Origin of the sequence: Agromyces neolithicus (assembly GCF_039529735.1) — a bacterium.
Classification (GTDB): Bacteria; Actinomycetota; Actinomycetes; order Actinomycetales; family Microbacteriaceae; genus Agromyces; species Agromyces neolithicus.
The window spans coordinates 55,226-69,440 of sequence record NZ_BAAANJ010000019.1; the positions used below are offsets into that span (position 1 = coordinate 55,226).

Consider the following 14,215-nt stretch of genomic DNA (forward strand, 5'->3'; position numbering starts at 1 on the left):
CGGATTCTCGCCGCCACCGGGTGCTCGGGTGGCGGCGAGAACCCCGCGACTCCTAGGCTCAGGAGCATGGACATCCTGCGCATCATCCTCCTCATCCTGCACTTCGTCGGCCTCGCGATGCTTTTCGGCGGATTCCTCGTGCAACAGAAGGCGATTGCGGGAGGCAAAGGCACCGTGCTTCCCATCATGTGGCGCGGCGCGCTGACGCAGATCGTAACCGGCGTCCTCCTCGTGGCGACCATCCAGATCGGCGACCTGTCCGACGTGAACAACGTGAAGATCGCGGTGAAGCTCCTCATCGCGATCATCATCACGGTGCTCGTCTTCGTCTACCGCAAGAAGGACCCGGCGCCGAGCTGGGCCCTCTGGACGACCGGTGTGCTCACGTTCGCGAACATCGTGATCGCGGTCGCCTGGCGCTGATCTCGCCGTTCGCCGCACCGAGCCCGCCGCTCACCGCATCGGGAACCCGACATGCGCCTGGGCGCATGCGGTGCTCGCGTAGGGTGGACAGGTTGCCACAAGCGACGATTCCTGCACTGCCTCCGGTTCGAACGCCTGACCGACGTGCCTCGGGGCGCAGCGTTCTTCCGCACCCCTCTTGGAGTCTTCGCCAGCGATGTCTGCACCAACCGCGGCCCCGGCCGCACCCGTCACCACCACCGCCACCCCGGCCAATCCGCGCAGCCGCGTGGTACTCGCGAGCCTCATCGGCACGACGATCGAGTTCTACGACTTCTACGTCTACGCGACCGCTGCGGTGCTCGTCTTTCCCCACCTGTTCTTTCCGACGGGCGACGCGACGACCGCGCTGCTCTCATCGTTCGCGGTCTTCGGCGCCGCGATGATCGCACGGCCCCTCGGCGCCGTCATCTTCGGACACCTCGGCGACAAGCACGGCCGCAAGGCGACGCTCGTCGGCGCACTGCTCACCATGGGCATCGCGACGTTCCTGATCGGCGTGCTGCCGACGTACGCGATGGTCGGCTGGCTCGCACCCCTGCTGCTCGTCATCCTGCGCATCGCGCAGGGCTTCGCGCTCGGCGGCGAGTGGTCGGGCGCCGCGCTCGTGGCGACCGAGAACGCCCCCGAGGGCAAGCGCGCCTGGTACGGCACGTTCCCGCAGCTCGGGGCCCCCATCGGCTTCATCATCGCGAACGGCTTGTTCCTCGTCATCGCGGCGATGCTCCCGAGCGACGACCCCTCGATGCCGTCGCAGGCATTCCTCGACTGGGGCTGGCGCATCCCGTTCCTGTTCTCGGTCGTCATGGTCGTCGTCGGCCTCTGGGTGCGACTGCGCCTGGTCGAGTCGACCGCCTTCTCGAACGCGTCGAAGCAGGGCAAGCTCACGCGCCTGCCCCTCGCGAACGTGTTCAAGAACTACTGGAAGCAGCTCATCCTCGGCACGTTCTTCATGCTGGCGACCTACGTGCTCTTCTACCTGATGACCACCTTCTCGCTGTCGTACGGCCGCGCCCCGCAGGAGGCGACCGAAGGCGCACTGCCCGGACTCGGCTACTCGTACAACACGTTCGTGCTCATGCTCATCGGCGGTGTCGTGTTCTTCGGCATCTTCACCCTGCTCTCGGGCCCGTGGGCCGACCGTTGGGGCCGTCGCAAGACGCTCATCTGGGTCACGCTCGGCATCATCGTGTTCGGCCTCATCTGGGTGCCGCTGCTCGGCGCAGGATTCTGGGGCGTCATGCTCTGGCTCGTCATCGGCTTCGCGCTCATGGGCATGACCTTCGGCCCCATGGGCGCGCTGCTGCCCGAACTGTTCCCGACGAACGTGCGCTACACCGGCTCGGGCATCTCGTACAACGTGTCGTCGATCCTCGGCGCCGCGGTCGCCCCGTTCATCGCGGTGGCGTTGTGGCAGGCCGGTGGCGGCAGCCCGTTCTGGGTCGGCATCTACCTGTCGGTCATGGCCGTGCTCACGCTCATCGCGCTGCTCGTCTCGAAAGAGACGAAAGACGTCGACATGAACGCCTGAGTGCGTTCGAGACGAGGGGCCGGATGTCGCGACATCCGGCCCCTCGTTTCGCCTTGCCGTCGCGGACTCCTGGTGCGAAAACAGGAAGCCCGGCGTCTGGCGTCGGCGTGGCTACCTGTTTTCGCGACCGACGCGGCGTGTCTTCCTGTTCTCGTGACGGGATCGGGCGAGCTGCTGGGCGCGCAACTTCACGAGAACGTCACACAGGGCCCTTCTGGGCCCGTACGGCGCGGCGTAGCATGGCCGCATCAGGGCTGCCGAGTCATCCGCCGGCACCGTCGACGCTCGGCCGCCCGGGGCGGCGGAGCGTGCAGATGAACATGACGATGGACATGATGAAGGGTGCCATGTCGTCGTCGGAGATGCCGATGAAGGGCATGGATCCGGCGATGATGCAGGAGTGTCTCGAGGCGATCTCGGCGTGCGCGCAGGCATGCGTCATGTGCGCCGATGCCGACGCGGGCGAGGGCATGGGCCGGTGCGCCGCCATGTGCGCGAACTGCGCCGACATGTGCGACACGATGATGCGCATGATGCTGCGCATGAACGGCATGGACATGGCCGTGATGTCGTCGATGATGCAGACGACGATCATGATGTGCCGCGCGTGCTCGGCCGAGTGCATGATGCACGCCGAGATGAGCGAGCACTGCCGCATGTGCGCGATGGCGTGCGATCAGGCGGCCATGGCGCTCGAGAAGATGATGGGCTCGATGAGCGAGGCGATGCCGGTGGCGTGAGCGTTCGCTGATCGAGCAGCGCCGCCGCAGGCGACGCGCATCGCGACCCGGGCTCAGGCGTACGCGACGGCGTTCAGGCGTACGCGACGCTGAAGCGCTCGGCGCCCCGGGCGAGCACGCCGTAGACCGCGTGCACGGCGACCGGGTCGCCGGCCCGCAGTGCGCCCGCGAACGCGTCATGGTGCCAGACGCGCTGGACCGCGCCGCCGTCGAAGCCGGCGATCGTGGCGAATCCCGCATCGTCGGTCGACACGACGAACCCGTCGACCCACTTGCTCGCGGTCGTCGCGGCGAGCCGTTGCTGCATCGCGTGGAGTCCGTGCCCGGGCCGGTCGCTCGAGCACTCGGTCGCCGACTCGCAGCCGCGCATGCCCTTGACCGCGCCCGTGCGGGGCTCGGTGGCGGCGTGCGGCTCGCGGTGCGACATGATGGCTCCTCGTGGTTCGATTCCGCCACGATACGCACGGGCGGGGCGGATGTCCCGACCGGCCGTCACACGCTGAAACAGTCTGCCGCCGCACTGCGCCGTCGACACGGCGGCCACGTCAGTCGGCCTGCGGCGGCAGCGCCGCAACGAGCGGGTGGTCGAAGTCGAGGGCGCCGGTCTTCGCCGCACCGCCGGGTGAGCCGAGAGCCTGCATCGAGCCCGTCGAGATCTCGAAGAACTCGACGTTGGCCTTGTAGTAGTCGGCCCACACGTCGGGAAGGTCGTCTTCGTAGTAGATGGCCTCGACCGGGCAGACCGGCTCGCACGCACCGCAGTCGACGCACTCGTCGGGGTGGATGTACAGCGAGCGTTCACCCTCGTAGATGCAGTCGACCGGACACTCGTCGATGCAGGCACGGTCTTTGACATCGACACATGGCAGCGCGATGACGTAGGTCATGAGGCGACCAGCAGGCCGGCGCGCGAGATCTCGACCTGCTCGTCGCGCGGCACGACCTTGATGCGCTCGCGCGTCACGGGGGCATCGGATGCCTCGCCGAGGGCGCGCTCGTGTGCGTCGAGCTCGAGCCATCCGGCCCACGTGGTGTAGCGCACTTCGCGGGCCTCGAGCAGCTCGAACACCTCGTCGCCGTCCGCCGCGTCGACGACCGGAGCGAGCAGTGCGCCGCCCGCGGCATCCGCGAGCAGGTTCGTGACGGTCTCGAGCGCGTCGCCCTTGGTGTGGCCGATGAGGCCGACGGGGCCGCGCTTGATCCAGCCGGTTGCGTAGACGCCCTGGATGGGCGTGCCCGCGGCATCCGTCACCCGTCCGCCGTCGTTGGGGATCACGGCCCTTCGCTCGTCGAACGGCACGCCCGGCAGGGGCGAGCTCGCGTAGCCGACGGCGCGGTATACGGCCTGCACGGGGTACTCGACGAACTCGCCGGTTGCCTCGACCGAGCCGTCGCCGACCGGTCGGGTGCGCTCGAAGCGCACACCCTCGACGCGTCCGTCGCCGAGCACCTCGACCGGGGCGTGCAGGAAGTGCAGGTGCAGTCGACGTGACGCCGTCGGGGTCCAGTCGGCGGGCTTGCGCCAGCCGTTGAGGGTGCGGGTCATGACCTTGACCTGGTTGTTCGAGGCGTGCAGCCGCTCGGCATGGGGGTCACCGGCGGCGCGTTCGAAGTCGTCGTCGTAGACGATCACGTCGACGTCGGGCACTTCGCCGAGTTCGCGCAGCTCGATGGGCGTGAACTTCACGTGTCCCGGGCCGCGGCGACCGAACACGTGAACGTCGGTCACGGGTGACGCCTCGAAGCCCGCCACGACGTTCGCCGGGACATCCGTCGACAACAGGTCCTTCGGGTGCTTCGCGAGCACGCGCGCGACGTCGAGCGCGACGTTGCCGTTGCCGATCACCGCGATCCGCTCGGCTTCGAGCGGCCAGTCGCGCGGCACGTCGGGGTGTCCGTCGTACCAGGCCACGAGGTCGGCGGCACCGTAGGAGCCCGGCAGGTCGATGCCCGGGATGTCGAGCGGGGCGTCCTTCAGCGCGCCCGTGGCGAAGACCACGGCGTCGTAGCGCTCGCGCAACTCGTCGACCGTGACGTCGCGGCCCACCTCGACGTTGCCGATGAGCCGGATCGTGCCGGCGTCGAGCATCTCGTGCAGCGAGTTCACGATGCCCTTGATACGCGGGTGGTCGGGCGCGACGCCGTAGCGGATGAGCCCGTAGGGCGCGGGCAGCGACTCGAACAGGTCGATCGCGACCTCGCCGCCGGCCTCGGCGACCTGCCGGTTCAGGATGTTGCCGGCGTAGATGCCGGCGGGGCCGGCGCCGACGATCGCGATGCGAAGGGAGAGGGTCATGAGGGGGTGGCCTTTCGGTCGGGAGCTGAGCAGGGTGAGGAGGGATCGGAGCGACCGTCTCGAAACCTCATCGACGGGTTTCGAGACGGCGCCGGGGCGCCTCCTCAACCCACGGAAGGGGCGCGTACGGGCTCAGCGTCACCACATCGCCGACCACGACGACGGCGGGCGAACGGATGCCGCGACGCGCGGCCTGCAGCGCGATCGTGTCGAGCGTGCCGACGGTGACCCGCTGGCGCGGCCCGTAGCCGTCCTCGATGATCGCGACCGGGCAACCGGCGCCGCGCTCGCCGCGCGCGAGTGTGATCGCGGAGTTCGCGAGCGTGCCGATGCCCATGAGCAGCACCACGGTGTGGTCGCGACCGCCGCCGAGCGACTGGATCTGGTCGTGCCCGGTGACCACGGTGAACGTCGTGGCGAGGCCGCGGTGCGTGAGCGGTATTCCCGCGATCGCCGGCACCGAGATCGCGCTCGTGATTCCGGGCACCACCTCGACGTCGACGCCGTGGTCGCGGCAGTACGCGACCTCCTCGCCGCCGCGGCCGAAGATGAACGGGTCGCCGCCCTTCAGGCGCACCACCTGCCTCCCATCGCGGGCGAGGGTCACGAGCAGTTCGTTGATGGCGTCCTGCGGCACCGCGTGGTGGCCGGGCAGCTTGCCGACGTCGACCACCTCGGCCTGCAGGCGCACGCCCTCCGCGGCGAGGCCGTCGAGCACGCCGCGCGCGCCGAGACGATCGGCGACGATGACGTCGGCCGCCTCGAGGGCACGTAGGCCGCGGATCGTGAGCAACCCGGCGTCGCCCGGGCCCGCGCCCACGAGGGTGACGCGCCCCGTCGGTCGAGTAGGCGCGTCAGCGCCGTATCGAGGCCCGCCGCGTTGGTCTCGATACGCGTCGCCTCCGGCGGCGCTACTCGACCGGCGACCGGCGCTCATCGCGACCGCTCCACGAGCAGGCCCCGGCGGCGCAGCATCCGCCGTTCGAGCGGGGCGAAGACGACGAGTTCGATGAGGATGCCGATCGCGAGGATCGTGATGATCGTGGCGAGCACCCCGGCGAGGTCGGCGAGCTCGCGGCTCTGGTCGAGCATCGAGCCGAGGCCGAAGCCGATCGTGCCCCCGGTGGCGATGATCTCGGCGGCCATGAGCGAGCGCCACGAGAACGCCCAGCCCTGCTTGAGTCCGGCGACATAGCCCGGCAGTGCGGCCGGCAGCACGACGAGGGTGGCGAGCCGGCCGGGCCCGGCGCCGAGCACCGTGCCGACCCGGCGCAGTTGTGGCGGCACCTGGTCGACACCTGAGATGAGGCCGTTCACGATCGACGGCACCGCGCCCATGAGCACGACGAAGTAGACGGTCGCGTCGCTGAGCCCGAACCAGATGATGGCCGCGGGCACCCACGCGACCGACGGCAGCACCTGCAGGCCCGAGATGATCGGGCCGACCGCGCGACGCAGCGGCTTCACCTCGGCGAGCAGCAGCCCGAGCGGCGTGCCCACGATGACGGCGATGAGGAATCCGACCACCCCGCGCTCGAGGCTCGTCGCGACGGCGAGCTGCAGACGGCCGCTCTGCCAGGCATCGCCGAGCGCGCCGGCCACGTCGAGCGGTCCGGGTGCGAGGTCTGGGCGCGGCTGGGCGATGACGACGTAGAGCTGCCAGGCGACGAGCAGCGCCACGACGAAGACGATCGGCGGCAGCACGCTCGTCGTGAACCGGCGCCAGAGGCCGGGCCGGTGCTCTGCGTCTGTCTGCAGGCGGTCGAGGCCGGATTCGAGCGTGCGCAGGTCGTCGCCTGCGTCGGTCGCGTGGCGAGCGCCGGCGAGCGCATCGAGACCTGGTGCGGATGTCCCGGGGTCGGGGGTCTCGATACGGGTCGCCTCCGGCGCCGCCACTCGACCGACGGTGGTGCCAGTGGTCTCGATACGCTCCTTCGTCGTTACTCGACCGACGGGGTCTTGTTCACGCGGCATTTCGGCGGATCTCCTTGCGAAGCTCGGCGGTGATCTCGATCGAGAGCGCCGCGACCTCGGGCGATTCGATGCGCCGGCCCTCGGCGGCGTCGATGCGCCACTCGCCCGCGACCCGGCCGGGTCGGCTCGACAGCAGCACGACGCGCTGCCCGAGCCGGGCCGCCTCGCGCACGTTGTGGGTGACGAACACGATCGTGCGGCCAGTGCGCCGCCAGACCCGTTCGAGTTCGTCGTGCAGCAGGTCGCGGGTGATCGCGTCGAGCGCCGCGAAGGGCTCGTCCATGAGCAGCACGGGCCGGTCTTGAGCGAGCGCGCGCGCCAGCGCGACGCGTTGGCGCATGCCACCCGACAGTTCGTGGGGGCGTTTGGCAGCGGCATCCGAAAGATTGACGGTCGCGAGCAGTTCGCGCGCCTGCGACGCGCGCGTCGACCGCGGAACCCCGCGCAGGCGCAACGCGAGTTCGACGTTGGCCTGCGCGGTGAGCCACGGCATGAGCGCCGACTCCTGGAACATCACGGCGGCGCCTTCGGCGGGCACGTCGATGGTGCCGGTCGTCGGCCGGTCGAGCCCGGCGATGAGGTTCAGCAGTGTCGACTTGCCGCAGCCCGACGCGCCGAGCAGGCACACGAACTCGCCCTCGGCGATGTCGAGGTTCACGTCGTCGAGCACGAGCGGCCCCGCGCCGAAGCGCTTGCCCACGTGCTCGATGCGAATGGCCGTCTGCCCGCTCATGTGCGACTACTCCTCGCCGAGGCCGCCGGCCGAGACGGGCTCGTCGCCCGCGTCTGCGCGCAGCTCGTTCAGGATTCGCAGGTCGAAGACCCCGTCGATCGAGCCCTCTTTCTGCGTGCCGGCGGCCAGGCCGTTCTCGATGAGGGTCTCGAACGTCTCGGCGTGCGGGTCGACCGAGAATGTCACGTGCTCGAGCGCGCGGTCGATGACGGCGTCGGCGAGCGGTTTGCCCGTCTCGGCCTCGATGCCCGCGTTGATCACGTCGGCCGCCTCGTCGGCGTGTTCGCCGAGCCAGGCGACGGATGCCTCGTGCCCCTCGATGAGCGCCCGAACAGTCTCGGGGTGCTCGGCGAGGAACTCGGCCCGCACGAGCAGTACCGTCGTGGGGAACGCGCCGTCTTCCCAGAGGTCGGCCTCGTCGACGAGCACCTTCGCACCCGCGTCGATGATGAGCCGCGAGACCCACGGCTCGGGCAGCCACGCGCCGTCGAGGCCGCCCTGCTGGAACAGCGTCAGGGTCTGCGCGTTGTCGGTGGGCGTGATGTGCACGTCACCGCCGCCGGTCGTGTCGGTCTCGAAGCCCTCGTCGGCGAGCCACGAACGCAGCGCCACGTCTTGCGTGTTGCCGAGCTGCGGTGTCGCGAGCGTGGTGCCCTCGAGGTCGTCGACCGTGTCGATGCCGTCGGCGACGACGAGCGCGGCCCCGCCGGTGGCCGCGCCGGCCACGATGCGCGCAGATTGTCCGCCCGACTGGATGAACGTGTTGATCGACGGGTTCGGGCCGATGTAGGTCGCGTCGATCGCTCCGGCCGAGAGCGCCTCGATCGCTGCGGGCCCGGCGTTGAACACCGACGTCGTCAGCTCGGTCTCGCCGAGGGCGTCGTTCAGCAGCCCCTCTTCGAGGCCGACGAGCGCGGGCGCATGGGTCACGTTCGCGAACAAGCCCAGGCGCAGCTCGTCGGCGGGCCCGGTCGACGCTGCCGGCGCCTCGTCGGCGGCGGACTGCGCGGCGCATCCGGCGAGTGCCGCCGAGGCGACGATGGCGCCGGCCATCATCATGCCGCCGACGAGTCCGAGGCGGGATGTGACGCGTGATGTTGCGGTCATGCTGCTGCTCCTTCGGTGTCGGTGGCGGTGGTGCCGGTGGTGATGGTGCCGGTGGTGATGGTGCCGGTCGTGCCGACGGTCGGCGTCACCGGTGCGGTGACGATCCCGGCAGCGAGCGAGGCGCCCGACTGCGGGTCGATGACGAGGAACGCGCCGGCGTGCCGGTTCGCCTCGTAGGGTTCGAGCGGCAGGTCTGCCGCGAGCCTGATGGTCGCGCGCCCGATGTCGTTCGCGTCGAGTGTCATCGCTGGAACGCTGGCGAGCGTGTCGAGGTCGCGTTTCGCGTCGACCGACGCCACGAGGCCCTGCACCGTCGCCGTGCCGTGCTTGACGAGCACGCGCGCTCCGGGGTGCAGCGGGCGGGGGTCGAGCCAGAACAGCTCGGCCTCGACCTCGCGGCGAGGCTGCGGAAGGGTGTCGTGCGCCGCGATGACGGCGCCGCGGGCCGCGTCGACGTCGTCGGCGAGACGCAGCGCGACCGACTGCGGTGCGACCGCCTCGTCGACGGATGCCCCGGCCAGGTCGATGCCCGTGACCGTCGTCTCGATACCCGAGGGGAACACGGTGACCCGGTCGCCCACGCGAACCCGGCCCGAGCCGATGCGGCCGGCGAACGCACGATAGTCACGGAATGCCTCGGCGAGCTCGGGGTCGGCTGCGACGTCGGGCGCGAGCCCGCCCTGGGGGCGCAGCACGAGCTGAACCGGCAGGCGGAACGGGTCGTACTCGGTGTCGAGCTCATCATGTGAGGGCAGCGACTCGAGCAGTTCGAGCAGCGCGGGTCCGTCGTACCACGGCGTGTTCGCCGAGCGATCGACGACGTTGTCGCCCTCGAGCGCCGAGACGGGCAGCACGTGCGCCTCACCGAGCCCGAGCTCGGACGCGACGCGGCGAACGTCGGCAGCGACATCCGTGAACGAACGCTCGTCGTAGCCGAGCAGGTCGATCTTGTTGACGGCGACGATCACGTGCGGCACCCGCAGCAGCGCCACGACCGACAGGTGTCGGCGGGTCTGCTCGAGCACGCCCTTGCGGCCGTCGATGAGCACGACGACGGCGTCGGCCGTGGTCGCGCCGGTGACCATGTTGCGCGTGTACTGCACGTGGCCGGGGCAGTCGGCGAGGATGAAGCTGCGCGCGCCGGTCGAGAAGTAGCGGTAGGCGACGTCGATCGTGATGCCCTGCTCGCGCTCGGCGCGCAGGCCGTCGGTGAGAAGTGCGAAGTCGAACCCGGTGCCCGCGCCGAAGCCGCGTTCGGCCGAGGTGCGGGCGACGGCCTCGAGCTGGTCGGCGAGGATCGCCTTCGAGTCGTGAAGCAGCCGGCCCACGAGGGTCGATTTGCCGTCGTCGACCGAGCCGGCCGTGGCGAAGCGGAACAGGGTGCCCGGCATCAGAAGTACCCGTCCTTCTTGCGGTCCTCCATGGCGGCCTCCGAGATGCGGTCGTCGGCGCGGGTCGCGCCACGTTCGGTGAGGGTGGATGCCGCGACCTCGCGCACCACCGCGGCGACGTCGAACGCGTCGGACTCGACGGCGCCTGTGCAGCTCATGTCGCCGACCGTGCGGTAGCGCACCGTGCGGCGTTCGACCTGCTCGTCGGGGCGCGGCGGCGACACCTCGCCGACCGCGCGCCACATGCCGTCGCGGCGGAACACGTCGCGTTCGTGGGCGTAGTACAACGGCGGCAGGGCGATGTGCTCGCGCTCGATGTAGTTCCAGATGTCGAGCTCGGTCCAGTTCGAGATCGGGAACGCGCGCACGTGCTGGCCGGGGGTGTGCCGGCCGTTGTAGAGGCTCCACAGCTCGGGACGCTGGTTGCGCGGGTCCCACTGGCCGAACTCGTCGCGCAACGAGATGATGCGCTCCTTCGCGCGGGCCTTGTCTTCATCTCGGCGGGCGCCGCCGAAGACGGCGTCGTGGCGGCCGGCGGCGATCGCGTCGAGGAGGGGCTGGGTCTGCAGCGGGTTGCGGGTGCCGTCGGCGCGCTCGTGCAGCCGGCCATCGTCGATATAGCGTTGCACCTCGGCGACCTCGAGGCGGATGCCGAGCCGCGCGACGGTCTGGTCGCGGAACGCGATGACCTCGGGAAAGTTGTGGCCGGTATCGACGTGAAGCACCGGAAACGGCACGCGCCCCGGCCAGAACGCCTTGGCGGCGAGGTGCAGCACGACCACGGAGTCCTTGCCGCCCGAGAACAGCAGTACGGGCCGCTCGAACTCGGCGACGACCTCGCGGATGATGTGGATGGCCTCGGCCTCGAGCAGGTCGAGCGTGTCGAGAGACCTCGCGGGTTGAGGAGGCGTCTCGGTCGTGGGTTGAGGAGCCGACGAAGGAGGCGTCTCGAAACCCTCGTCACTGTGGCGACTCCTGAAAACAAGGACGCTCTCGGTGGTCGCGCGACCGTCCTTGTTTTCAGGAGTCTCGCGGGGGGCAATCTCGGTTGGTCGAGTAGGTCGCTCTGCGACCGTATCGAGACCCGGTGAAGTGGTCTCGATACGCTCGCTGGCGCTCGCTATTCGACCACCGAGGGTCGTCGTCTCGCTCATAGGTGCAACCCGCATTCCGTCTTGGCGAGGCCGGCCCACCGGCCCGACCTCGGGTCCTCGCCCGCGGCGACGGGCTTCGTGCACGGCTCGCAGCCGATCGAGGGATACCCGTTCGACATCAGCAGGTTCACGGTCACCTCGTGCGCGCCGGCGTAGTCGAGCAGCTCGTCGAAGGTCCACGCGGCCAGCGGATTGACCTTGACGAGTCCGTTCCGCTCGTCCCAGGCGACGAGTGGCGTATTCGCACGCGTGGGCGCCTCCTCGCGGCGCACGCCCGTGAACCACAGCTCGTAGCCGTCGAGCGCGCGCTGCAGCGGCTCGACCTTGCGGAGCGCGCAGCAGAGGCCGGGGTTACGCGCAAACAGCTCGGCGCCATACGCGGCATCCTGTTCGGCGACGGTCTGCTCGGGCAGCACGTCGACGACGCGCACCTCGAGCGAGCGGGCGACCTCATCGCGCGTCACGTACGTCTCGGTGAAGTGGTAGCCGGTGTCGAGGAACAGCACGTCGGCGCCGGGCAGTTGGGCGGCGACCATGTGCGGCAGCACCGCGTCGGCCATCGAGCAGGCGACCGCTGCGGCATCCGTCGCGAAGTTCTCGGCGACCCAGGCGACGACCACTGCAGCGGATGCCTCGGGCCCGCCCTCGGGCGAGAGCAGCGCGTTGCCCGCCTCAGCCAGTGCGCGCAACTCGTCGGGCGCGCGGCGGGGGCGGGTCTCGATACGCTCGCTGGCGCTCGCTACTCGACCGACGTTACGCGCGCTCATTGCAGCGCCTCCTCGTCGGCGCGGTGCGCCCACTCGGCGAACGTCTCGTTTGCGGCCGCGTCGCGCGAGGCGAGGAACCGCCGCACCACTCGCTCGACGTAGTCGGCGAGTTCGTCGGCTGTCACCTTCAGCCCGCGCACGGTGCGGCCGGTGCCCGCCTGCTCGCGTGTGGCCGAGGCGAGTCCGCCGCCGAGGTGCACCTGGAATCCGGGGGTCTGGCCGCCGTCGCCGTCAGGGAGGAGCTGCCCCTTGAGTCCGATGTCGGCGGTCTGGATGCGCGCGCACGAGTTGGGGCATCCGTTCACGTGGAGGCTGATCGGGTGCGGCACCTCGATGCCGGCCAGTCGCTCCTCGAGGGCGATCACGGCATCGGTCGCGGTCTGCTTGGTCTCGACGATGGCGAGCTTGCAGAACTCGATGCCGGTGCAGGCGATCGTGCCGCGGCGGAAGAGGCTCGGACGCGCCTGCAGCCCGATGGCGTCGACCTCGGCGATGACCTGCTCGACATCGGGCTCGGGGATGTCGAGCAGCACGAGCTTCTGGTGCGGCGTGGTACGGAGCCGGGTCGAGCCGTGCCGTTCGAGCACGTCGGCGACGGCCGTGAGGGTCGTGCCCGAGACGCGGCCGACGAACGGGGTGACGCCGATGTAGTAGCGTCCGTCCTTCTGGCGGTGCACGCCCACGTGGTCGCCCTGCGTGAGCGGCTTCGGCGCGGCCGGGCCGTCGGGCAGGGCCGCGCCGAGGTACTCGGTCTCGAGCACCTCGCGGAACCTCTCGGCACCCCAGTCGGCGACGAGGTACTTGAGCCGCGCCTTGTTGCGCAGGCGCCGGTAGCCGTAGTCGCGGAAGATCGACGTGACGCCGAGCCAGACGTCGGCGACCTGCTCGGGCGCGACCCATGCGCCGAGGCGCACGGCGAGGTGCGCAGCCGTCGACAGGCCGCCGCCGACCCAGAGATCGTAACCGGTGCCGAGTTCGGGATGCTCGACGGCGACGAACGCCACGTCGTTGATCTCGTGCACGACGTCTTGGCTCGGGTGGCCCGTGATCGCCGTCTTGAACTTGCGCGGCAGGTTCGCCAGCTCGGGGTCGCCGATGTAGCGGGCGGTGATCTCGTCGATCGCGGGCGTGGGGTCGATGAGCTCGTCGGCCGCGATGCCCGCGACGGGTGAACCGAGCACGACGCGGGGCACGTCGCCGCACGCCTCGGTCGTCGACAGGCCGACAGCCTCGAGACGCCGCCAGATCTCGGGCACGTCCTCGACGCGCACCCAGTGAAGTTGCACGTTCTGGCGGTCGGTGAGGTCGGCGGTGTCGCGGCCGAACTCGGTCGAGATGCCGCCGATCACCCGAAGCTGCTCGGTCGTGAGCTGGCCGCCGTCGATGCGCACGCGGAGCATGAAGTACTCGTCTTCGAGCTCATGCGGTTCGAGCGTCGCCGTCTTGCCGCCGTCGATGCCGGGCTTGCGCTGCGTGTAGAGGCCCCACCAGCGGAACCGTCCGTGCAGGTCGGTGCCGTCGATCGACGAGAACCCGCCCTTGGCGTAGATCGTCTCGATGCGCTCGCGCACGCTGAGGCCGCCGTCCTCCTGCTTCCACACCTCGTTGGCGTTGAGCGGGGCCGTGCCGTCGACCTTCCACTGCCCGTGCGGGCGGCTCGCCGGACGCGGCGGACGCTCGACGGAACGGCCGGCGGGGCGGCTCGGCGCCTCGATCGTCTCCTGCGTCATGTCTGCTCCTCGGTCACCCGCGGTGTGCGGGTTTCGACCGAGGCTATGCGGGCTCGCGCCCGGCCGGAATGCGCGCCGTCACATCACGGCAAGGAAGGCAACACGGGGTCAATCGCAGCAACGCTTCGTCACAAACGGCGGAGGGCGGCAGCCCTCGGTATCCTCCCGCCCACTGTCGTCGGCGTGGAACGGTTCGAGCCGGCAGCTCATCGCCCTCGCGCTCGAGGTGTCGAAGCAGGCGGTGCACGAGAAGTACGGACGCAGGTGGGCCACGTAGGCTTCTCTGCGGTGATGAGACCGCTCGTGGATGGAGCATCCGCCAGCCGCGCA

General features: G+C 70.2%; 14 protein-coding genes. 3 read left to right on the forward strand and 11 right to left on the reverse strand.

Annotation, left to right across the window (positions count from 1 at the left end; genetic code table 11):
* Positions 1-66 precede the first annotated feature (66 nt).
* From ABD164_RS16385 to ABD164_RS16395, 3 genes are all read left to right on the forward strand, one after another.
* Positions 67-423 (forward strand): hypothetical protein, encoded by a 357-nt coding sequence (locus tag ABD164_RS16385; RefSeq protein ID WP_344297486.1) that lies wholly within the window; start codon positions 67-69, stop codon positions 421-423.
* Positions 424-619: 196 nt separating this feature from the next.
* Positions 620-1,993 carry an MFS transporter gene (locus ABD164_RS16390; RefSeq protein ID WP_344297488.1) on the forward strand — a complete coding sequence of 458 codons (1,374 nt, stop codon included), beginning with the start codon at positions 620-622 and terminating at the stop codon, positions 1,991-1,993.
* 23 nt (positions 1,994-2,016) lie between these two features.
* Positions 2,017-2,733: a four-helix bundle copper-binding protein gene (locus tag ABD164_RS16395; RefSeq protein WP_344297490.1), complete on the forward strand. Its 717-nt coding sequence runs from the start codon at positions 2,017-2,019 to the stop codon at positions 2,731-2,733.
* 73 nt (positions 2,734-2,806) lie between these two features.
* On the opposite strand, the gene ABD164_RS16400 is transcribed toward ABD164_RS16395, so the two are convergent.
* From ABD164_RS16400 to ABD164_RS16450, 11 genes are all read right to left on the reverse strand, one after another.
* Positions 2,807-3,160 (reverse strand): hypothetical protein, encoded by a 354-nt coding sequence (locus tag ABD164_RS16400; protein WP_344297492.1) that lies wholly within the window; start codon positions 3,158-3,160, stop codon positions 2,807-2,809.
* 118 nt (positions 3,161-3,278) lie between these two features.
* The gene (fdxA, locus tag ABD164_RS16405; protein WP_344297494.1) at positions 3,279-3,620 is read right to left on the reverse strand and encodes a ferredoxin; all 342 of its coding nucleotides are present in this window, start codon (positions 3,618-3,620) and stop codon (positions 3,279-3,281) included.
* The gene (locus ABD164_RS16410; protein ID WP_344297496.1) at positions 3,617-5,029 is read right to left on the reverse strand and encodes an FAD-dependent oxidoreductase; all 1,413 of its coding nucleotides are present in this window, start codon (positions 5,027-5,029) and stop codon (positions 3,617-3,619) included. Before ABD164_RS16410 ends, fdxA begins: the two co-directional genes overlap by 4 nt.
* A 67-nt stretch (positions 5,030-5,096) precedes the next feature.
* Complete coding sequence (gene cobA / locus ABD164_RS16415; RefSeq protein WP_344297498.1) at positions 5,097-5,966, reverse strand: uroporphyrinogen-III C-methyltransferase; 870 nt, start codon at positions 5,964-5,966, stop codon at positions 5,097-5,099.
* Positions 5,963-7,003, reverse strand: coding sequence for an ABC transporter permease (locus ABD164_RS16420; protein ID WP_344297500.1), 1,041 nt, complete (start codon positions 7,001-7,003; stop codon positions 5,963-5,965). Before ABD164_RS16420 ends, cobA begins: the two co-directional genes overlap by 4 nt.
* Positions 6,993-7,736: an ABC transporter ATP-binding protein gene (locus ABD164_RS16425; protein WP_344297502.1), complete on the reverse strand. Its 744-nt coding sequence runs from the start codon at positions 7,734-7,736 to the stop codon at positions 6,993-6,995. Before ABD164_RS16425 ends, ABD164_RS16420 begins: the two co-directional genes overlap by 11 nt.
* Positions 7,737-7,742: 6 nt before the next feature.
* Positions 7,743-8,843: an ABC transporter substrate-binding protein gene (locus tag ABD164_RS16430; protein ID WP_344297504.1), complete on the reverse strand. Its 1,101-nt coding sequence runs from the start codon at positions 8,841-8,843 to the stop codon at positions 7,743-7,745.
* Positions 8,840-10,234: a sulfate adenylyltransferase subunit 1 gene (locus ABD164_RS16435; protein ID WP_344297506.1), complete on the reverse strand. Its 1,395-nt coding sequence runs from the start codon at positions 10,232-10,234 to the stop codon at positions 8,840-8,842. Before ABD164_RS16435 ends, ABD164_RS16430 begins: the two co-directional genes overlap by 4 nt.
* Complete coding sequence (gene cysD / locus ABD164_RS16440) at positions 10,234-11,388, reverse strand: sulfate adenylyltransferase subunit CysD (RefSeq protein WP_344297508.1); 1,155 nt, start codon at positions 11,386-11,388, stop codon at positions 10,234-10,236. The genes ABD164_RS16435 and cysD overlap by 1 nt, the downstream gene beginning before the upstream one ends.
* Entirely contained in the window at positions 11,385-12,155 is a 771-nt protein-coding gene (locus tag ABD164_RS16445; protein WP_344297510.1) for a phosphoadenylyl-sulfate reductase, read from the reverse strand. The genes cysD and ABD164_RS16445 overlap by 4 nt, the downstream gene beginning before the upstream one ends.
* Entirely contained in the window at positions 12,152-13,885 is a 1,734-nt protein-coding gene (locus tag ABD164_RS16450) for a nitrite/sulfite reductase (protein ID WP_344297512.1), read from the reverse strand. Before ABD164_RS16450 ends, ABD164_RS16445 begins: the two co-directional genes overlap by 4 nt.
* Between the last annotated feature and the right edge of the window lie 330 nt (positions 13,886-14,215).

What these genes read in the sequence shown, in the direction of transcription:
- ABD164_RS16385 (WP_344297486.1), top strand. Translation starts at nt 67, where the DNA reads ATGGACATCCTGCGCATCATCCTCCTCATCCTGCACTTCGTCGGCCTC.
- ABD164_RS16390 (WP_344297488.1), top strand. Translation starts at nt 620, where the DNA reads ATGTCTGCACCAACCGCGGCCCCGGCCGCACCCGTCACCACCACCGCC.
- ABD164_RS16395 (WP_344297490.1), top strand. Translation starts at nt 2,017, where the DNA reads ATGTCGCGACATCCGGCCCCTCGTTTCGCCTTGCCGTCGCGGACTCCT.
- ABD164_RS16400 (WP_344297492.1), bottom strand. Translation starts at nt 3,160, where the DNA reads ATGTCGCACCGCGAGCCGCACGCCGCCACCGAGCCCCGCACGGGCGCG.
- fdxA (WP_344297494.1), bottom strand. Translation starts at nt 3,620, where the DNA reads ATGACCTACGTCATCGCGCTGCCATGTGTCGATGTCAAAGACCGTGCC.
- ABD164_RS16410 (WP_344297496.1), bottom strand. Translation starts at nt 5,029, where the DNA reads ATGACCCTCTCCCTTCGCATCGCGATCGTCGGCGCCGGCCCCGCCGGC.
- cobA (WP_344297498.1), bottom strand. Translation starts at nt 5,966, where the DNA reads ATGAGCGCCGGTCGCCGGTCGAGTAGCGCCGCCGGAGGCGACGCGTAT.
- ABD164_RS16420 (WP_344297500.1), bottom strand. Translation starts at nt 7,003, where the DNA reads ATGCCGCGTGAACAAGACCCCGTCGGTCGAGTAACGACGAAGGAGCGT.
- ABD164_RS16425 (WP_344297502.1), bottom strand. Translation starts at nt 7,736, where the DNA reads ATGAGCGGGCAGACGGCCATTCGCATCGAGCACGTGGGCAAGCGCTTC.
- ABD164_RS16430 (WP_344297504.1), bottom strand. Translation starts at nt 8,843, where the DNA reads ATGACCGCAACATCACGCGTCACATCCCGCCTCGGACTCGTCGGCGGC.
- ABD164_RS16435 (WP_344297506.1), bottom strand. Translation starts at nt 10,234, where the DNA reads ATGCCGGGCACCCTGTTCCGCTTCGCCACGGCCGGCTCGGTCGACGAC.
- cysD (WP_344297508.1), bottom strand. Translation starts at nt 11,388, where the DNA reads ATGAGCGAGACGACGACCCTCGGTGGTCGAATAGCGAGCGCCAGCGAG.
- ABD164_RS16445 (WP_344297510.1), bottom strand. Translation starts at nt 12,155, where the DNA reads ATGAGCGCGCGTAACGTCGGTCGAGTAGCGAGCGCCAGCGAGCGTATC.
- ABD164_RS16450 (WP_344297512.1), bottom strand. Translation starts at nt 13,885, where the DNA reads ATGACGCAGGAGACGATCGAGGCGCCGAGCCGCCCCGCCGGCCGTTCC.